The sequence below is a fragment of the Anabaena sp. UHCC 0253 genome (genome assembly GCF_009712085.1).
Classification (GTDB): Bacteria; Cyanobacteriota; Cyanobacteriia; order Cyanobacteriales; family Nostocaceae; genus Dolichospermum.
The window spans coordinates 55,220-73,132 of the sequence record NZ_VILD01000001.1 but is presented as its reverse complement, the minus strand read 5'-3'; the positions used below and the strand labels follow the sequence as shown (position 1 = coordinate 73,132).

Genomic DNA, 17,913 nt, shown 5'->3' with positions numbered 1-17,913 from the left:
AACGAATCTACGAAAGTAAAAAAATTATCTGCGTTTATCCGTGTTCATCATCTTCAATCTGCGGTTAATTCTTTATTAACATATTATCTAACTCCTGATTTAAAATTACGCAATCTTAAAGCATTAGTAACAACAGAAACAGAAGAAAAAGCCATTGCTGCACCGGCAATAATTGGGTTAAGTAACCAACCAAAGAAAGGATAGAGAATACCCGCAGCGATGGGAATACCGATGATATTGTAAATAAAGGCAAAAAATAGATTTTGGCGGATATTGTTGATGGTAGCGCGACTGAGTTGAATGGCTGTAACAATGGCTTGTAAATCGCCAGAAATTAAAGTAATATCACTAGCAGCGATCGCCACATCTGTTCCTGTACCAATAGCAATTCCCACATCTGCTTGTGCTAATGCTGGTGCATCATTAATTCCATCTCCCACCATAGCGACAATTTGAGATTTTTTCCCTAATTCCCTTTGTTGCAATGATTTAATCATAGCTGCTTTTTGGTCTGGACGAACTTGGGAAAAAACTTGGGTAATTCCAACTTGATCGGCGATCGCTTGTGCTGTTGGTTGATTATCTCCTGTTAACATTACCACTTCTAAACCTAATTTTTGCAGTGCTTTTACTGCTGTTAATGATGAAGGTTTAAGGGCATCTGCAATAGCGAGAATTGCTTCTAAATTACCATTTACTGCTAACCAAATTACTGTTTTTCCCTCACTTTCCCAAGCTGTTTGATTGGGCTGTAAAGCATCTGTATTAATTCCTAATTCTGTAAACCAGCGTTGTGTGCCAATTTGTACTAATTTGTCAGCAACTAATCCTTGAACACCACTCCCAACAATAGCTGCAAAATCATTCACATCTACTAAATTTACAGTTTGATTAATCGTATATTTTACCACTGCTTCCGCTAGAGGATGTTCAGAATTTCTTTCAACACTTGCGGCTAACTGTAATAAATTAAGTTCATTATTATCTGCTGTTCCTTTAACAGTAACAAAGTCTGTAACTGTAGGTTTACCTTGAGTTAAAGTTCCAGTTTTATCGAGAACAATTGTCTGGATTTTGTGCGCTAATTCTAAACTTTCAGCACTTTTAATTAAAATGCCATTTTCTGCACCTTTACCAGTTCCCACCATAATCGAAGTAGGAGTAGCTAAACCTAAAGCACAGGGACAAGCGATAATCAAAACCCCCACCATTGTGATCATTGCCAGGGTAAAATTTCCTGTAATATAAAACCAGATAACAAAAGTAGCGATCGCAATCATAATTACAACCGGCACAAACCATCCAGTTACCTGATCTGCTAATCTTTGAATCGGTGCTTTTGAACCTTGGGCTTCTTGTACTAATTTGACAATTTGGGCTAAAAACGTATCCTTCCCTACCCGCGTTGCTTTAAACTTAAAACTACCAGTTTTATTAATTGTTGCCCCAATTACTTCATCTCCTGGCTGTTTTTTGACGGCGACACTTTCACCTGTAACCATGGCTTCATCTACTGTGGAAGTACCATCAATTACTTCTCCATCTACAGGAATTTTTTCACCAGGACGAACTACAATTACATCATTAACTACAACTTCAATAATGGGAATATCTATTTCTACTTCATCTCTAATTACTCGCGCTGTTTTCGCTTGCATTCCCATCAATTTGTGAATAGCTTCGGAGGTTTGTCCTCTAGCCCGATGTTCCAGAAATCGTCCTAACAAAATTAAAGTTAAAACCATTGCTGAAACTTCATAATAAACATGAGGTTCTATACCTTGGGAAATAAATAAACTAGGAAAAAGTGTAACGAATAAAGAATAGAAGTAAGCTGTTCCTGTCCCCAAAGCAATTAAAGTATCCATCGTTGCTGTGCGGCGTTTTAAGGATTTCCAAGCATTGCGGAAAAAAGACCAACCACACCAAAACTGCACGGGCGTTGTTAATACTAATTGTAACCAAGGATGATGGAAAAATGCGGGAATAAATGGCAAATGTAGCCCTGTCATCATTGGTAAAGAACCGAAAAACAGAAAGATGCTAATTACACCCCCTGTTATTAATTTAATTATGAGTTCTCTTTCTTCTGCTAATGTACTCGCTGTTTCTGCTGCATTTTCACCTGCTGCTTCTAATGAAAAAGATGAATAACCAGCATTAGCGATCGCTGCTTGAATTTCTGCTATATTTGTCTGTTTGGGTTCATAATTAATAGTTACCTGTTCTGCACCGAAATTAACATGACATTCAATAACTCCAGAAACAGCTAAAATCGCTTGTTCAATATTATTAGCACAAGCCGCGCAACTCATCCCTTTAAGTTTAAGATTAAGATTATTCATGTTACTTATTGTAATTAAATCATTACCCAAATTTCTGATTTTTCAAGGAAGTAAGAGATTTATATGCCACCCATTAGTGTAATATATCAGCTAAATAGGTTTCTTGACTTTTCCCTAGCTTACATTTCAGATTTTGGATGTGGAAATATATGTTACAGGTTATTTATTCTGAAGAATTTTTAGATCATCAAACAGGAAGCTATCATCCAGAAAACCCAGCCCGGTTAACAGCGATAGTCAACGCTTTAAAAGCGGCGAGTTTTGCAGACAAAATTACTTGGAAAATACCTACACCCATTACATCAAAACCGTTTTTAATGTCTTGCGTAGAAAGTGTTCATACTAAAACTTATATTAACAAAGTCAAGGCGATCGCTTCCTCTGGTGGTGGTTATTTAGATGGAGATACTCCCATTTCCCCCCGTAGTTATGATGTGGCGTTATTAGCCGTTAGTGCTTGGTTAGATGGAGTTGATACAGTTTTAAATACAGATGATTCTGCTTTTGTCTTAGCGCGTCCGCCTGGACATCATGCGGTAAGTAGTACAGGTATGGGATTTTGTTTATTTTCTAATGCGGCAATTGCAGCTTTCTATGCTTTGCAACAACCTGGAATTAAGCGTGTTGCTATTCTAGATTGGGATGTACATCACGGTAATGGTACGGAAGCAATAGTAGAAACTCACTCAGAAATTGCATATTGTTCTCTTCATCAATACCCGGCTTATCCTGGTACAGGGAAAAGTTCTCAACAAGGTTCACATCATAATGTATTAAATTTACCTATTCCTCCTGGTAGTGATATTACTGTTTATCAACCGTTATGGGAAAGAAATATATTACCATTTCTCACAAATTTTCAGCCAGATTTACTGATTGTTAGTGCTGGTTATGATGGTAATGCTAATGATCCTTTAGCAAGTATGAATTTACAACCAGCAGATTTTGGTTTATTTACAGAATACTGTTTAGGTATCACCAGAAAAATTGTGTTTGGTTTGGAAGGTGGTTATGATTTACCAAGTCTGGCTGAATCAGTAATTGCCACTATTCAACCTTGTATAAGGTAGTTGAATTTTGCCATTGCTATTTCCTAAAAGTCTGAATTTTGGTGTTTAATAATTCTGTATTCTACTATATTTAAGACTTTAGCACTCAAGGTAATATGGTCATATTTTCTAGCTATTTTACCTCCCAGTTTTTCTGCAACCCTACGGCTGGGAGTGTTTGCTTCATCTACGGAATATTGAATGTATTCATAATTCAAGTTTTGATCAGCCCATGATTTCAAGGCTGTAATTGTTTCTGTGGCGTAACCATATTTATGTGCTGATTTTTTTAGCCAAATGCCAAATTGTGGGTATTTACTATGAATTTGATGTATCCCAGTACAGCCTAAAAATTCTTGAGAATCTTTCTTTAAAATCACAATTATTAATTCTTCTCCTTTTTCTATTTTTAGTAAAGATTGATTAATGAATTTTTCAGTATACTGAATTTTTTCTGCTGGTTCTGAATATAAATAAGTCGAAACTTCCCTGGTAAATTCTCTAAAAATTTCTGTCTTATATGCCATAGAAATAGGCTTTAATAGTAAGCGTTGTGTAGATACCTCGAAAAGCATGAGTTCCATGGTTAGCAATAAAATTTAGGTAGCGATTACAACCATTAAGATGGCGACATTACTGTACTGATAGTGAATACAATTTCTACTTTCAGCCTTTTTCAGTATTGTACCTAACCAAATAAAGTTAAAATTCATCAAATCTTTAGTAATAAAACTTTATAATCTTGTCATGAAAGAGCTAAAGTTTTGTTAAGATACGATCACAAGGAATTCAGCCACCGGGCTGTGAAGAAACAAATAGTACCAGTAGCTGTATAAGGTTCAGAAGGTGAACAAATGACCACCTATATATTTTTTGACCAAGCCCTCCAGATGCTTACCAGTGCTTTTTTCGCATCAGCAATCATTTTAATCGCAGCTTCTAGTATAGGTTTAGCAGTAATTGAGACTATTGAAAAAGCGGGTGACAGCTAAAATCATGGCTAACAATTAGCCGTGGGGAAGTAGCTGTTACGCTGCTAAAAAAGCACATAAAGGGCGGGCAATTAGGGGTTGTCCGTCCTTTATCATTCCAGGGTGTAAGCTATAGAGTAGGAAGAAATTGAATTCTGCTGTATGTGATCCAAAAAGGTGTTAATGTTAATGTTCTTAAAACACCCTATTGTTTATCAGTATGCCAGTTTTCACTACTATCTCTCAACTGGTTGAAGTTCTTGTCGCTGAACCTGCCAATGTATCTGTATCTACATTGACTCAGCTAAGTAGTGGTATACAAACAGATACCCGAATTTTGCAACCTGGTGAGGTTTTTTTGGCTTTGCGAGGAGAGAAATTTGATGGACATGATTTTGTGCCGATGGCGATCGCTAAAGGGGCTATAGTGGCCATAGTTGATTATGCTTATGAAAATCCCGGTTTTCCGGTGTTGCGGGTAAAAGATACTTTAAAGGCATATCAACAAGTTGCTAAGTGGTGGCGCGAAAGCTTTTCTATTCCCGTGATTGGGATTACGGGTTCGGTGGGTAAAACGACAACGAAAGAAATAATTTCGGCGGTTTTAGCTACCAAGGGACGAGTTCACAAAACATACAGTAATTTTAATAATGAAATTGGTGTTCCCAAAACTCTTTTAGAATTGGATCAAAAAGATGACTTTGCTGTGATCGAAATGGCGATGCGGGGGAAGGGACAAATTGCCGAACTTACAGAAATTGCTAGGCCAACAATCGGTGTTATTACTAATGTCGGAACAGCACATATTGAATTACTAGGTTCAGAAGAAGCGATCGCCCAAGCTAAGTGTGAATTATTAGCGACAATGCCAGAGGATAGTATCGCCATTCTCAATCATGATTATCCCCTGTTAATGGCAACAGCAGCGAAATTTTGGCAGGGAAAAGTAATTACCTATGGTTTTTCTGACAGCGATATTCAAGGCACATTAATTGACAATGAAACTTTAGAGGTGGAGGGAATGCGCCTATCTTTACCTTTACCCGGTCGTCATAATGCTACTAATTTTTTAGCAGCTTTAGCAGTAGCTAAGGTATTAGAAATTGATTGGCAATTATTACAATCTGGTGTCATGGTGAATATGCCCACAGGTAGAAGTCAACGCTTCACTTTACCTAATGATATTCTGATTTTGGATGAAACCTATAATGCTGCCCCAGAAGCCATGTTAGCTGCTTTGCAGTTGTTAGCGGATACACCTGGAAAACGGAAAATTGCAGTTTTAGGGGCAATGAAAGAATTAGGAGAAAGATCCGCCGAACTACACCAAAAAGTTGGGGAAATGGTCAACAATTTGCATCTGGATGGGTTGCTGGTATTAGTTGATGGTAAAGATGCCGAAATTATTGCTAATAGTGCCGAGAATATAGCCTGTGAACGGTTCACTACCCATGCTGATTTGGTAACAAGATTGAAAACATTTACGCAAACAGGCGATCGCTTATTATTCAAAGCTGCCCATTCCGTTGGTTTAGATCGAGTTGTCAATCAATTGCGGGCAGAATTTACCAATTAAAGAGATTGGAAGATAAGGGTTAGAGGTGTTGACTATTTACTGGTATTTTAGACAAAACAAACTTAATTAAGTCAGCCTTTTGAGGGAAATCCAATACACAAGAAAAATAACTTTTTTTGTAGGGATGTTGCATGAAACATCTCTACTATAGCTTCAAATCAGTGCAAAAAACCGTTAATTAACAGACATCATTTAACTGCTAATTACCATCAATATCTAGACAAAAATAATTGCATTAAGTCTTATCTCTGGTGATCAAAGCCTTGAATTTATCAATTATTTTTGGAAGAATCAAAACTAAGGTTAGTAAATAACAAGTCTAATCTGATTTGTCTTTGATCAATACAATACATACAGGAGAAATTATCATGGCTAATATCCAAATCTCTGCACTACCTCCAGTAGGTTATGATTTATTTAATGATGCTGCTAGTTTTCTCAATGAACTAGCTAACGAGGAAGTACAAGATGTTCTCGGTGGTGGTCATCATAGTTGTCATTCTCATTACAACCATCACCATAAACATAAATCTCACCATTACTCTCACGACATTTCAAAAGGCGGTTATGGCTATGGTTATTAAAACTAAAAAAAAGCTGTAACCTAACAGCTATTAACGATAGTCAGAATAGTAATTTTTATTTACTATTCTGACTGTTTATTTGACATTGCTGAAATTATCATTTCTGTGGTAATTATTTACCAAAAGAAAACAATTGTAGAGGACTTTTTTTCCAGATAATTACCAAAAAATTAGTCAATAAACAGGTCACGGCTAAGGATAACAAGATATAAGTTGGTGGCATAACTACACCAATCATAAACCAAGTATAAACGTGCAACATCATGATACTAGCAAATGTGCAGGCTAATCCTATAGATATCCATACTTGACTCATGGGACGATTTAGGAATGTCAGGATCAGAGTTAATAATGTTGTCAGGATATTGGCTGGAACAAGAAAGGCGCAAATGCCTATACAGTTGTTGCGGGAAAATTCAGTTAAGGTGTTGAAATCTAACATTAATTTTTGGGGATAATTGTAGGTTATTATTATTAGGTTTTTATTATAAAGTAGAGGGCTTTTAGACAACTATATTTATCTTAGCCTAAAAGTGAGTAATCGCACCATTTATGTTACATTTTTTTAATAATTAGCCCTGAGAACTAAATTTATTCATTATAGAGACGTTTTATTAGCGTCTCTATTAGGTTGTCAAAATCAAAAAGTCAGCTTGTGGGATTAACCCATCAAAATCACAGTATCAATAACGTGAATTACCCCATTATCAGCATCAATATCTGCTGCTAAAACCGTGGCATTTTTCACCTCAAAACCATGATCACAATTAATTTTAATAACAGAACCTTCTACAGAAGTCACTGTACCCAGTTTTGCCAAATCAGCCTTGGTTAGCTTCCCCGGCACAACATGATAGGTTAAAATTCTTGCTAATTGGGGAATATTTTGTAATAGAGTTGTAATTGTGCCAGGGGGTAACTTAGCAAAAGCTTCATCCGTTGGTGCAAACACAGTGAAGGGACCAGGACTTTTTAATGTTTCTACTAAGCCAGCAGCTTGTACCGCTGCCACCAAAGTTTTAAACGCATCATTACTAACTGCAATATCAACAATATCAGCCATTGACTTTACCTCGTATCTACCAAAGGTTATAAAAATAGTAAATCATGTTTAAGTTTGATCACTGAAAATTCTGGTAAAATATACTCTGATGATTTTCCTAGAATTTTTTCTATATATAAAATGAGCGATCGCACTTATGCAATATTGGGAACTGGTGCATTAGGCGGATTTTATGGCGCAAAACTGCAAAAGTCCGGTTTAGAAGTTCACTATTTACTCAAAAGTGATTATCAACAGGTAAGCGAACAAGGTTTAATTATTGAGTCAAAAGATGGTGACTTTACCCTCCCGCAAGTTAATGCCTATAATGATGTTGACAAAATGCCACGGTGTGATGTAGTTATAATATCATTAAAAACTACTCAAAATCAAGTTTTACCAAATTTATTACCACCAATAGTTAAAGATGATGGGGTAGTATTAGTATTGCAAAATGGCATGGATATAGAAGCAGAAATTGCCGAAATTGTCAGTAATGTGAACATTATTGGCGGGTTATGTTTTCTCTGTTCTAATAAAGTTGCACCAGGGCATATTCATCATTTAGATTATGGACAAATTACATTAGGTGAATATACATCTAATTATCAATCAACTGGTATTACTAAAAAAACTGCGGGAACTTGCATCAGACTTTGAAAATGCAGGTATATCCATAGAACTATTAGCAGATTTACTATTAGGACGTTGGAAAAAATTAGTTTGGAATATTCCTTATAATGGCTTATCTGTGGTTCTGAATGCGAGAACAGATGAATTAATGGCAGATATGCACACTCGGAAATTAGTAGAAAGTTTGATGTGGGAAGTAGCAGCAGGGGCAAAAAGTACAGGGAGAATTATTCCCGAAAGCTTCATTCAAACAATGTTAGATTACACCATAAAAATGAAGCCATACCGCACCAGCATGAAAATTGATTTTGATGAAAAGCGTCCTTTAGAAGTAGAAGCAATTTTTGGTAACTCATTACGAAAAGCCGAAACAGCAGGTGTGAATTTACAGCAAATTTGTTGTTTATATCAACAATTGAAATTTTTGGATATGAGAAATAGAAATTGATTAAAAATCAGATTCTCAACTTCTGTGATAAGTCGCGGATATCAAGCTTTACTGCTGCCTTTAATATCCGCCATATCAACGAATTCCTAATAAATAACCCAAAGTTTGCAAAACACTTAAGTAGAAATTGCCTTCTCTTTCTCTAAATAATTGAAAAACAGAGTCTGGTGTCCCGAAAAAAGGTCGCAGAGTCCATCCCAATTGACTACCAACAAAAGCATAAAGAAATAACCACGATTGGATAATTGTCTTACGGGTTTTACTATTTTCATCATCTTGTTCTAAAACTACATTCGTAGCATTATATAAAGAAGAAACACCAATAAATCCAGTTAAAGAAAAAATAATGACATTTAACACAATTAAAAATTGGTAATTATTGGTTGTAATTAAGAAAAACAGAGTAATTGGGGCAAAGCTAAATAAAAGTACGCTGGTGACAGAAATCGCCGTTAGTACCAATGCAAAATGTTGGGCAAAAGTCCGTTTTGAACCAAATATAATATTTGCAAAAAACAATGTTGGTAAACAAATTAGCAATGTAATCAGATAAAGTGCTGGTAATTTCACCGCAGAAGATAAAGCCTGCATCCAACTATGAGATGCACCAATAATTCCGCCGTACATTGCTAAAAATAGGGAACTACAAACCAATAAAGAAATGATTTTAATAGGTAATCTGACACCTTGGCGAACCTCTTCTAAAAATCCTTGCCGTTCTCGTAAAAAACCGATCAATACTACAAAGTATTTTACCCTGAAAGAATTACGTTCAATCATCTTATCCTTAGTTATTATTCATCATAATCACGACCTGATCCAAACTGCCGTTGATCTATTAACCGATGCCAAATAATGGCTTATCTGTGGTTCTGAATGCCACAACAGATGAATTAATGGCAGATATGCCCACTCGTGAATGTTTATATCAACAATTGAAGTTTTTAGATATGAGAAATAGAAGTTAATCAGATCCCCAACTTATTTAAGAAGTCGCGGATCTAAAGCTGCGCTAATTTTAAACTTTCATCTCTTCATTATTAGATACTTCGGAAATAAGCGATCGCATTCCATCCAAAGTTGCGGGAATTGTACGCGGGTCCATAAACAAAACTTTGCTACTTTCACTACTACCAATTTCTAATCCCATTTCCAGATAATTTTGCACCAACAAATATTGTAAAGCCTGAGTATTAGTGGTATCTTCCTTGAGTTTTTTCGCAATTATATCCATTGCTTCCGCAGTTCCTGCTGCTTTTAATATCTGTTGTTGTTTTTGTGACTGTGCATCTAAAATTGCTACCTTATGACGAGCTTCTGCGGCGATAATATTGGCTTCTGCTTTACCTCTGGCTGTATTAATTGCTGATTCTCTATCCCCTTCTGAGGTTAAAATAGTCGCCTGTTTCTTCCGTTCTGCGGACATTTGTAATTCCATCGCCCCTTGTACCGTCTTAGAAGGAACAATATCCCGCAGTTCCACCCGTCTCACCTTCACACCCCAAGGTTCAGTGGAAATATCCAGTTCTCTTAATAACATTTCATTTACTTCTGTTCGCGCTGTAAACGTCTGATTTAACTCCAACTTCCCCAACTCCGCCCGAATTTGAGTTAAAACTAAATTCACCATTGCAGATTGGAGATTTTGCACTCGATAATAGGCTTTTTCAATATCCATTACCTGCCAATAAACCACCGCATCTACTGTAATTGAGACGTTATCACGGGTAATACAATTTTGCGGCGGAATTTCTAAAACTCGTTCCCGTTTTGTTTCTGTACACACCACGTGCGATATAAATGGAGTGACAAAATTTAGCCCTGGTTCTAACTTTTTACCATCATATCGCCCTAAAAATTCTACTAAAGCTTCATCTCCTTGTTTGACAATTTTAATACTACTAGCACCAACACTAGCAGCAATAATCGTACCTGCTAAAAAAAGTAATAGTTGCATAATCAATTACCCCAAATAACTCAATGAAATATATTTATCAACCAATTAGTTGTTAAAAAATGCCTCTGATGCCACGATTAAAGTATTACCTTCTCTTCGTAAAACATAAACTTTTTGATCAGCCGCGATCGCACCTTCAGCATTAGCACAACTAGCTTGCCAAGAACTACCTTCATACAAGACTCTACCCGGTTTTCCTGGTAAAATCTCTGTCAAAGTTGTGGCTTCTTGGGCAGCTTGAATAGTAAATTTTTTCCGAGGAATTAATACAGGACGTATCCAGATGATCAGAGATAAAGAAACACCCATCCAGTAAAATATTTGGGTTTCAAATTCATCATACATCAGGTGTTCCCATTTGATCCCGAAATAAATACCACTACGCCATAAAACAGTCGCCACAAATATTGCACCCACCCCCATAGATACACCAATAAAGCGAAAATTAGGCGATAGTTTTTTAAAGAATAGTATATCTCCAATGATTAAAACTAAACCACTAATTAACCAAAACCAGGGAGGTGTGAAAAGAAAACCTGATTCTGTTGTCATCATTAGCCAGGGAAAATATATATTGTATAACACATCTATCTCCTTATTTTGATGTCCTTAAATATTATTCATCATAATCACGACCTGATCCAAATTTCCATTGATCTATTAACCGATGCCAATAATATTGTTTTTCTGCTGGTAAATTATTAACTAATAGTTCTAACATGGGAGTCAGAGAAAACAACCCAGTATACACACTTAAATTTACATAATGTAACATCCAATCCATTAAACTCAATAAACCAACTTGGGGGATAATTTTGGCAACTAATAAAGGATGAGATAAACCAGTTTTTAACAAAGTTTGGGTTAACGCTGTAAACTGGACAATATCTTGTAAAAAAGGTTTTAAAACAGGTGTTCCTAACTGCTGCATTTGGGCAAAGACAGCCGAGAGTAAAGCGTTAATTTGATTGGGATCAATTTTCTGATTTACACCTACACTCATCGCTTTTTGAAATAACCAAGTTACACTTAAACTCGGCTGATAGGGTTGCAATATTGCTAAAGATTTAGCAGATAATTGATCAGTTTTTAATGCTTCTTCAATTCCCAAAGTTAACCTTTGTAAATGACGCACCATCGCCCCAAAACCACCAAAACTTAAAGGTGATTGATTTCCGCTACTATCTCCCACTGGTACAATCCGATTCCAAGGGGTTTGGAGAGGACTTTGACGATAGCTAGGAAAGAAACCAAACAGCGCCCGTTGAAAATTTAATTCATTAATTTCCACACCTTGATATTCTGGTAACAGGCGTAAATATTCATCAAATAAAGTTTCTAAACTCAACCGTTGTGGATCTGCATCCATATAGGTAAATAAATATGTAGTTCTTCCATCTTTGGCTGGAAAAGCTTCCCAAAAATATTGACATTGATTTTCCAAAGCCGTGAAAGATAACAACAAATCCCCTGAGTTATTTTCCGGAAATCCTTTCGCACAAGTTCCCACAACTAAACAAAGCGCATCTGGTTTTTTTCCTTGACGTGCTTGTTGGCTAATTGGTGAAAGATTCCCCATTGCATCCAGTAACAATTTTCCGGTAAATTGGTTATTTACCATGACTCCATTTGGGTGAACTACAATATCACTAAATGGTGTATTTTCAAATAACTTTCCGCCAACATTCAGAAAACGGGTTTTTAAAGTTTCCAGTAGATAAATAGGATCTACACCAATATTAAGAACATCTTCTACCCAAACTTCTGTACCTTCTTGAAAACTGACTCGTGCGGGGTTATATTCAGTAACAATAGTTTTTGTTAATTCTGCTGCTGTTAACAAGTCCAATTCCCGAAATACTTCCAATTCTTTGCGAGAAATATTCCATTCTTGTTCTCTTCCGCGCAAAATTCCCCTTTCTAGTAATGCTACCCGTAAACCACGCACGGCTAAAGCGCAACCGATTAAAATTCCCAAAGTTCCCCCGCAGATAATCACGTCAAATTCCACAGAGTCTAAATTTTCGGAATTTTCTTTAACAACATTGGGTATGGGTGCGTTATTGGCGCGGAGGGATGTTAAAATACTATCTGTGCGTCGTAAACCACCTAAAATATCGCCTGGTAGTTGAGAGAGAATTTCTTCAGTTAGTGACATAACGGTTAATTCCAGCAAAGTTCTATATATTGATACTATCTTTGCTGGATACATAAACCAAGGAGTTTCAGCTAGAAAAATTGCAGGTTAGGTAGAAAGAGGGTAAATCTACTATTTATGTGAGTTTGTTGAATTTTGGTTTTTAACCCAACCTTGTATTTTAGAAGTAAAGTGGTTGTCACCGGGTTAAAAACTGGAAACTTTGTATATTTGATGATATACTAAGTTTATAACTATTAATAGTTAGTTGATAAAATTAGCTAACAAATATGAAATCTATATTTTTACCAATAGCAAAACAAATAGAATTGCCTCTACAATTAGTGACTCACCAAAAACAATTTACTTTTATTGATCTTTTTGCTGGTATTGGTGGCTTTAGAATTGCTTTAAATAAATTAGGTGGTCAATGTTTAGGATATTCTGAAATAGACAAACAAGCAATTAATGTTTATCAGCAAAATTTCATTAATTACTTTAATAAACATGAAATTGAGTTAGGAGATATTACCAATATTAGCGATCTTCCACCCAATATTGACATAATTGTTGGTGGTGTTCCTTGTCAACCCTGGTCTGTTGCTGGTTGTTTAAGGGGATTTGAAGATCCTAGAGGAAAATTATGGTTTGATGTCATTCGACTAGTGAATAAAAATCAACCTCAAGGATTTATTTTTGAAAATGTTAGTGGATTAGCAAGTCCTAAAAATCGGGATAATTTGGAACTGATTCTTAATGAATTGGCAAATATAGGATATTGCGTTAAATGGAAAGTTATTAATGCTTACGATTTTGGTTTACCTCAAAATAGAGAGAGAGTTTTTATTGTTGGAATTAGAAAAGATATAGAAGGATGTCAGGAATATAAATTCCCTAAACCTTTGAATATTCACCCAAAAGTTTTAGATATTTTGGATGAATTGAAAAATATTAATTTTGTTGAAAAAGTTAAACTAGATGCAAATACTTTATTTAAAGGTGTAATTCCACCATCAAGAACGAGATTTCAAAAAGATGACGAGTTAAATGATTTTTTCATTTTTTCTGATTTAAGAAATGGACATACAACAATTCATTCTTGGGATATTATCAATACCAGTGATAGAGAAAAAATGATTTGCTTAACACTTCTCAAATATAGAAGAAGTAAGAAATATGGCAATAAAGATGGTAATCCTTTATCTTTTGATAATTTTCGGGAAATAATAATTGATATAGAGATAAATGAATTAAATATTTTAGTTAAAAAAGGAATATTCCGGTTAACCTCTGATCATAAATATGAATTTGTAAACTCTAAAAATATGACCGGTATTAATAATATTTATAGAATTATTTTACCTACGGCTGATATTTTTCCAACTTTAACTGCTACTGGTGGTAAAGACTATATTGCAACTGTATCTATTCATGCTACTCATCCACAGGAATATAAAAATCTTTTCCTAGAGAAAATTTATCAACCGCAGAAATATATACCTATTACTGCAAAACACGCTTGTAAATTACAAGGATTTCCTGTGAATTTTGAATACCATAAAAAAGATGAAGTTGCTAAAAAACAGTTTGGTAATGCAGTTCCTATCCCTGTGGTTGAGTATGTAGCTAAAGAATTACTGAGAATTCTTGATATCTAAACTAATGTGGATAAAAAATATCATGAAATTCTGCTGCAAAGTTTTCTTTTCCTAATTCAACAAAAAGTGATTGTAACTCCTCAAATGTATTTTCCTTTCCTGAACAAAAATCCCAAAATTCATTTTCAACCCATATATCTTGGGTAATATCTAGAGGAGAACTAGATAACATACTTTTTTGCTTTTCATACCAAGATTTTTTAAAAGGATTAAAAGGAATAGCAATACGCGCTTCTAAGTTAGCATCAGGATTTTTAGCAAATCTGTAAGCATACCATTCTAGAATTTGTTTGTTAAATCCTTTGAAACCACCCTGATTTGGTTGTGTGGTTTTAATATCAAAAATATATTCAATACAATTTTTTGAAAAGTGAATATCTACTCCTGTTCCAGAAGGAGGAGATGTATATTTAATAATTTCTTCAGGATTAATTTTTACAGCAGCTTGTTTAAGGCGGTGTATGCATTCTTGAGTACAAATCATATTTCCATTATGTTTATTTTCACGTTCATAAATTAATTTGTTTAATTCAATATCTAATTCTTTAGGAAATGGTTGAGGACGTAATATTTTTTCGGTAATGATTTCAAATCCATTTAATTCTGCTAAAGTTTTGGCTATAGGTTCCCAACAAGTTGTTCCTAAACTTGTTTCTAGTCCACCAATCAGAGAACGTATGCGTCTTTCTTTGGGGAAAATATCATCTAATACTTGGTAATTTTCTATTTTCTTACCTTTGAAAAAATTCCTAATTGATTTTTTGAGATTTTCTTTAATTATCTGTTTAATATACTCATCCATAATTCAATTATTATGATGTGTTTGTGTATTTGTAAGCGAAAAAACTAGTTTAGACATATAGCTGATTTTGTCGTCAAAGAAAATATGACATTTGTTGGGAAATTTCTGTGGATCGCTGAGTGCCAAAGCACACACTCTGCGAACACTTTAATCGCTTTTAAATTAAACATATTAATTTATTGCTATATGCTGTTATTTTGTTGTCGTTATCTTATCAGCTTCAGATATATTTTGGCAAATGGAACTGATTTCAGAGTTTATGGCAATGTGGATATAGAAAGGTAACAATAACTTAATTTGCAGGAAACACTCATGAACCGTTCTCAAATAGTTGCAATTATTACAGGTGCAATTTCTATACTTTTAGCGATCGCCTACCTCATTGTTGTCCAAATCCTCGATTATCGGGATATGAAACCAGCACCCATTAGCCAAATCAATATACCAGTAATCATTGCAGAAAGTAATTTTCCTAATTTGCAGCTTGACATAATCCCTAAAGTGTGAATAAGACGGGGTGGAAAATGCCGCCCCTTCCGACTACATATACTATTCAAAAATAAATCCATAGATTGATACTTATAGTTACTATTTGATATTTCAATTCCTGGAAAGATAAGAATTATTTAGCGGAAGCATCGCAGATTTGTCTAATTAAATAATTTCTTTTTGACCCAGATAACGGTAAGCTAAATCTAACAATATTAAGCAAAAATAAATTTTCTGATCTATCATCACTAGGTGGATGGGGATCAACGCTAATTAATGTATTTTCTTTAAGTTTGGCTGTAAACTATAGAGGTAATTGAATGGCTCAGTATTTTCTAGACACTGTTTGGCTGATTCCTATTTATGCTTTAATTGGTGGGCTTTTAGCCATACCTTGGTCGCCGGGCATTATTCGGAAAACAGGTCCTAGACCAGCGGGATATGTCAATGTGGTCATGACCTTTTTATCATTTTCTCATGCTGTCCTGGCTTTCCCAGCGACTTGGAATTATCCACCCCAAGAAGTATTTATTCGTTGGTTATCTACAGCAGGTCTAGACCTGACCATTAATTTAGAGATTTCTGCCGTCAGTGTTGGGGCGTTAATTGTTATTACCGGCTTGAATTTCCTGGCGCAGATATTTGCTATTGGTTACATGGAAATGGATTGGGGGTGGGGACGTTTCTTTTCCTTATTAGGATTATTTGAAGCTGGTCTTTGTGCCTTAGCCTTGTGTAACGATTTATTCTTCAGTTATGTAATTCTGGAAATCCTCACCTTGGGAACTTACTTATTAGTAGGTTTGTGGTTTAGTCAGCCCTTAGTAGTAACTGGGGCGCGAGATGCTTTTTTAACCAAACGGGTAGGAGACTTGTTTTTATTAATGGGTGTCTTGGGACTTTGGACACTTTCAGGAACTTGGAATTATGCAGAGTTAGCGGAATGGGCGGCTACGGCGAATGTTGACCCCACAATTATTACCTTAGTATGTTTGGGATTAATTGCCGGACCAATGGGTAAATGCGCCCAGTTTCCCTTGCATTTGTGGTTAGATGAAGCCATGGAGGGACCCGTTCCTAGTACAATTTTGCGGAGTTCGGTGGTAGTTGCTAGTGGTGCTTATGTACTAATTAAATTGCAACCTGTGTTTAGTTTATCCCCCGTAGCATCTTCTACAATAGTTGCTATTGGTGCAGTCACAGCCATTGGTGCTTCATTAATTGCGATCGCTCAAATTGACATTAAACGCTGTTTATCCTACTCTGTTAGTGCTTACATGGGATTGGTATTTATTGCCGTAGGCACACAGCAAGACGAAGCCGCACTATTATTAGTCCTCACCCATGCCCTCGCCTCTGCATTGTTAGTCATGAGTACCGGCGGAATTGTTTGGAACAGTATCACCCAAGATATTACCCAACTTGGTGGATTATGGTCACGTCGTCCCATATCCGGTTTAGCATTTATTGTCGGTACATTGGGTTTAATTGGTTTTCCCCCTTTAGGTAGTTTTTGGGCGTTGTTTAAATTAGCTGATGGTTTATGGACAACACAACCAATTTTAGTAGGAATAGTTATTGTTGTAAATGCCTTAACTGCATTCAGTTTAACAAGAGAATTTGGTTTAATCTTTGGAGGTAAACCCAAACAAATGAGTGAACGTTGTCCTGAAGCCTTATGGTTAATGGTTTTACCAATGATGATTTTATCTGGCTTTGTTTTACATCTACCTTTAGTATTGCAAAGTTTATCATTACTTCCCGATTGGGCAACATTAAATAAAGATGTCGCACTACTATTAATTTGGTCAAGTATCTTTGGTTGTAGTCTTAGCAGCGTCATCTATTTAGGCAACATTCCTAAACCAATTCGTTTACCTTGGCAAGGTTTACAAGATTTACTTGCTTACGATTTTTATACACCTAAACTTTACAAAATTACCATCATTTTCGGTGTTGCCCAACTTTCCAAATTTGCCGATATGTTGGATAGATTTGTAGTTGATGGTATCGTCAACTTTGTAGGTTTATTTTCTCTATTAGGTGGGGAAGGATTGAAATATAGTAACAATGGACAAACTCAATTTTATGCCTTGACAGTTCTCTTAGGAGTCGGATTTTTAGGTGCTTGTGTAACATGGCCTTTTTGGGGAATTCAACTCATAGATTTAATTTTTTAAATATCTATGATTTAGATTACCAATGATAATTTAAAATAATAA

The 17,913-nt window shown here is 35.5% G+C and carries 16 protein-coding genes and 2 pseudogenes; 9 read left to right on the top strand and 9 right to left on the bottom strand.

Annotation, left to right across the window (positions count from 1 at the left end; all coding sequences use genetic code 11):
* Positions 1-83 precede the first annotated feature (83 nt).
* Positions 84-2,345, bottom strand: a complete 2,262-nt coding sequence (locus tag FJR38_RS00365) for a heavy metal translocating P-type ATPase (protein ID WP_168495942.1) — start codon at positions 2,343-2,345, stop codon at positions 84-86.
* Positions 2,346-2,494: 149 nt separating this feature from the next.
* Here FJR38_RS00365 and FJR38_RS00360 point away from each other — a divergent pair, with 149 nt between their 5' ends.
* Positions 2,495-3,415 (top strand): histone deacetylase, encoded by a 921-nt coding sequence (locus FJR38_RS00360; protein ID WP_168495940.1) that lies wholly within the window; start codon positions 2,495-2,497, stop codon positions 3,413-3,415.
* A gap of 23 nt (positions 3,416-3,438) precedes the next feature.
* On the opposite strand, the gene FJR38_RS00355 is transcribed toward FJR38_RS00360, so the two are convergent.
* Positions 3,439-3,978, bottom strand: coding sequence for a GNAT family N-acetyltransferase (locus FJR38_RS00355; RefSeq protein WP_168534809.1), 540 nt, complete (start codon positions 3,976-3,978; stop codon positions 3,439-3,441).
* A 270-nt stretch (positions 3,979-4,248) separates the two neighbouring features.
* Here FJR38_RS00355 and FJR38_RS00350 point away from each other — a divergent pair, with 270 nt between their 5' ends.
* The 3 genes from FJR38_RS00350 to FJR38_RS00340 all read left to right on the top strand — a co-directional run bounded on the left by FJR38_RS00350 (position 4,249) and on the right by FJR38_RS00340 (position 6,525).
* The gene (locus FJR38_RS00350) at positions 4,249-4,386 is read left to right on the top strand and encodes a hypothetical protein (protein WP_168495936.1); all 138 of its coding nucleotides are present in this window, start codon (positions 4,249-4,251) and stop codon (positions 4,384-4,386) included.
* 199 nt (positions 4,387-4,585) lie between these two features.
* Positions 4,586-5,941, top strand: a complete 1,356-nt coding sequence (gene murF / locus FJR38_RS00345; protein ID WP_168534807.1) for a UDP-N-acetylmuramoyl-tripeptide--D-alanyl-D-alanine ligase — start codon at positions 4,586-4,588, stop codon at positions 5,939-5,941.
* A gap of 368 nt (positions 5,942-6,309) precedes the next feature.
* On the top strand, positions 6,310-6,525 hold the full coding sequence (locus FJR38_RS00340; protein ID WP_168534805.1) for a hypothetical protein: 216 nt from the start codon (positions 6,310-6,312) through the stop codon (positions 6,523-6,525).
* 112 nt (positions 6,526-6,637) lie between these two features.
* On the opposite strand, the gene FJR38_RS00335 is transcribed toward FJR38_RS00340, so the two are convergent.
* Both FJR38_RS00335 and FJR38_RS00330 read right to left on the bottom strand, forming a co-directional pair.
* Complete coding sequence (locus FJR38_RS00335; protein WP_168534803.1) at positions 6,638-6,967, bottom strand: hypothetical protein; 330 nt, start codon at positions 6,965-6,967, stop codon at positions 6,638-6,640.
* Positions 6,968-7,186: 219 nt separating this feature from the next.
* Complete coding sequence (locus tag FJR38_RS00330) at positions 7,187-7,588, bottom strand: fasciclin domain-containing protein (protein WP_168534801.1); 402 nt, start codon at positions 7,586-7,588, stop codon at positions 7,187-7,189.
* A 120-nt stretch (positions 7,589-7,708) separates the two neighbouring features.
* On the opposite strand from FJR38_RS00330, the pseudogene FJR38_RS00325 reads away from it, so the two are divergent.
* Positions 7,709-8,648: pseudogene (locus FJR38_RS00325) on the top strand (putative 2-dehydropantoate 2-reductase).
* A 75-nt stretch (positions 8,649-8,723) separates the two neighbouring features.
* Here FJR38_RS00325 and FJR38_RS00320 read toward each other — a convergent pair.
* Positions 8,724-9,428 (bottom strand): actin-binding WH2 domain-containing protein, encoded by a 705-nt coding sequence (locus tag FJR38_RS00320; RefSeq protein WP_168495924.1) that lies wholly within the window; start codon positions 9,426-9,428, stop codon positions 8,724-8,726.
* A gap of 65 nt (positions 9,429-9,493) precedes the next feature.
* Here FJR38_RS00320 and FJR38_RS28945 point away from each other — a divergent pair.
* Positions 9,494-9,592 (top strand): annotated as a pseudogene (locus FJR38_RS28945) (2-dehydropantoate 2-reductase); the annotation flags it as partial.
* 74 nt (positions 9,593-9,666) lie between these two features.
* Here FJR38_RS28945 and FJR38_RS00310 read toward each other — a convergent pair.
* Genes FJR38_RS00310 through FJR38_RS00300 form a run of 3 tightly spaced genes read right to left on the bottom strand, consistent with a single transcriptional unit; the run spans position 9,667 to position 12,763 of the window.
* A complete protein-coding gene (locus tag FJR38_RS00310; protein WP_168495922.1) occupies positions 9,667-10,605 on the bottom strand; it encodes an SPFH domain-containing protein in 939 nt (312 codons plus the stop codon).
* 45 nt (positions 10,606-10,650) lie between these two features.
* Positions 10,651-11,190, bottom strand: a complete 540-nt coding sequence (locus FJR38_RS29190; RefSeq protein ID WP_371418119.1) for an NfeD family protein — start codon at positions 11,188-11,190, stop codon at positions 10,651-10,653.
* 31 nt (positions 11,191-11,221) lie between these two features.
* Positions 11,222-12,763 carry an FAD-binding oxidoreductase gene (locus tag FJR38_RS00300; RefSeq protein ID WP_168534799.1) on the bottom strand — a complete coding sequence of 514 codons (1,542 nt, stop codon included), beginning with the start codon at positions 12,761-12,763 and terminating at the stop codon, positions 11,222-11,224.
* 269 nt (positions 12,764-13,032) lie between these two features.
* On the opposite strand from FJR38_RS00300, the gene FJR38_RS00295 reads away from it, so the two are divergent.
* Positions 13,033-14,400 carry a DNA cytosine methyltransferase gene (locus tag FJR38_RS00295; protein ID WP_168534797.1) on the top strand — a complete coding sequence of 456 codons (1,368 nt, stop codon included), beginning with the start codon at positions 13,033-13,035 and terminating at the stop codon, positions 14,398-14,400.
* 1 nt (position 14,401) lies between these two features.
* Here the strand turns inward: FJR38_RS00295 and FJR38_RS00290 are convergent, their stop codons facing one another.
* The gene (locus FJR38_RS00290; protein ID WP_168534795.1) at positions 14,402-15,202 is read right to left on the bottom strand and encodes a TdeIII family type II restriction endonuclease; all 801 of its coding nucleotides are present in this window, start codon (positions 15,200-15,202) and stop codon (positions 14,402-14,404) included.
* A 312-nt stretch (positions 15,203-15,514) separates the two neighbouring features.
* Here FJR38_RS00290 and FJR38_RS00285 point away from each other — a divergent pair, with 312 nt between their 5' ends.
* Positions 15,515-15,709: a hypothetical protein gene (locus FJR38_RS00285; RefSeq protein ID WP_168495914.1), complete on the top strand. Its 195-nt coding sequence runs from the start codon at positions 15,515-15,517 to the stop codon at positions 15,707-15,709.
* Positions 15,710-16,011: 302 nt separating this feature from the next.
* Entirely contained in the window at positions 16,012-17,871 is a 1,860-nt protein-coding gene (locus FJR38_RS00280; protein ID WP_168534793.1) for an NAD(P)H-quinone oxidoreductase subunit F, read from the top strand.
* Positions 17,872-17,913: the final 42 nt, after the last annotated feature.

Bases quoted from the DNA above. Each gene is read 5' to 3' on its own strand.
- FJR38_RS00340 (WP_168534805.1), top strand. From the start codon at position 6,310: ATGGCTAATATCCAAATCTCTGCACTACCTCCAGTAGGTTATGATTTA.
- FJR38_RS00295 (WP_168534797.1), top strand. From the start codon at position 13,033: ATGAAATCTATATTTTTACCAATAGCAAAACAAATAGAATTGCCTCTA.
- murF (WP_168534807.1), top strand. From the start codon at position 4,586: ATGCCAGTTTTCACTACTATCTCTCAACTGGTTGAAGTTCTTGTCGCT.
- FJR38_RS00335 (WP_168534803.1), bottom strand. From the start codon at position 6,967: ATGTTAGATTTCAACACCTTAACTGAATTTTCCCGCAACAACTGTATA.
- FJR38_RS00360 (WP_168495940.1), top strand. From the start codon at position 2,495: ATGTTACAGGTTATTTATTCTGAAGAATTTTTAGATCATCAAACAGGA.
- FJR38_RS00280 (WP_168534793.1), top strand. From the start codon at position 16,012: ATGGCTCAGTATTTTCTAGACACTGTTTGGCTGATTCCTATTTATGCT.
- FJR38_RS00350 (WP_168495936.1), top strand. From the start codon at position 4,249: ATGACCACCTATATATTTTTTGACCAAGCCCTCCAGATGCTTACCAGT.
- FJR38_RS00330 (WP_168534801.1), bottom strand. From the start codon at position 7,588: ATGGCTGATATTGTTGATATTGCAGTTAGTAATGATGCGTTTAAAACT.
- FJR38_RS00310 (WP_168495922.1), bottom strand. From the start codon at position 10,605: ATGCAACTATTACTTTTTTTAGCAGGTACGATTATTGCTGCTAGTGTT.
- FJR38_RS00290 (WP_168534795.1), bottom strand. From the start codon at position 15,202: ATGGATGAGTATATTAAACAGATAATTAAAGAAAATCTCAAAAAATCA.
- FJR38_RS00320 (WP_168495924.1), bottom strand. From the start codon at position 9,428: ATGATTGAACGTAATTCTTTCAGGGTAAAATACTTTGTAGTATTGATC.
- FJR38_RS00365 (WP_168495942.1), bottom strand. From the start codon at position 2,345: ATGAATAATCTTAATCTTAAACTTAAAGGGATGAGTTGCGCGGCTTGT.
- FJR38_RS00285 (WP_168495914.1), top strand. From the start codon at position 15,515: ATGAACCGTTCTCAAATAGTTGCAATTATTACAGGTGCAATTTCTATA.
- FJR38_RS00300 (WP_168534799.1), bottom strand. From the start codon at position 12,763: ATGTCACTAACTGAAGAAATTCTCTCTCAACTACCAGGCGATATTTTA.
- FJR38_RS00355 (WP_168534809.1), bottom strand. From the start codon at position 3,978: ATGGAACTCATGCTTTTCGAGGTATCTACACAACGCTTACTATTAAAG.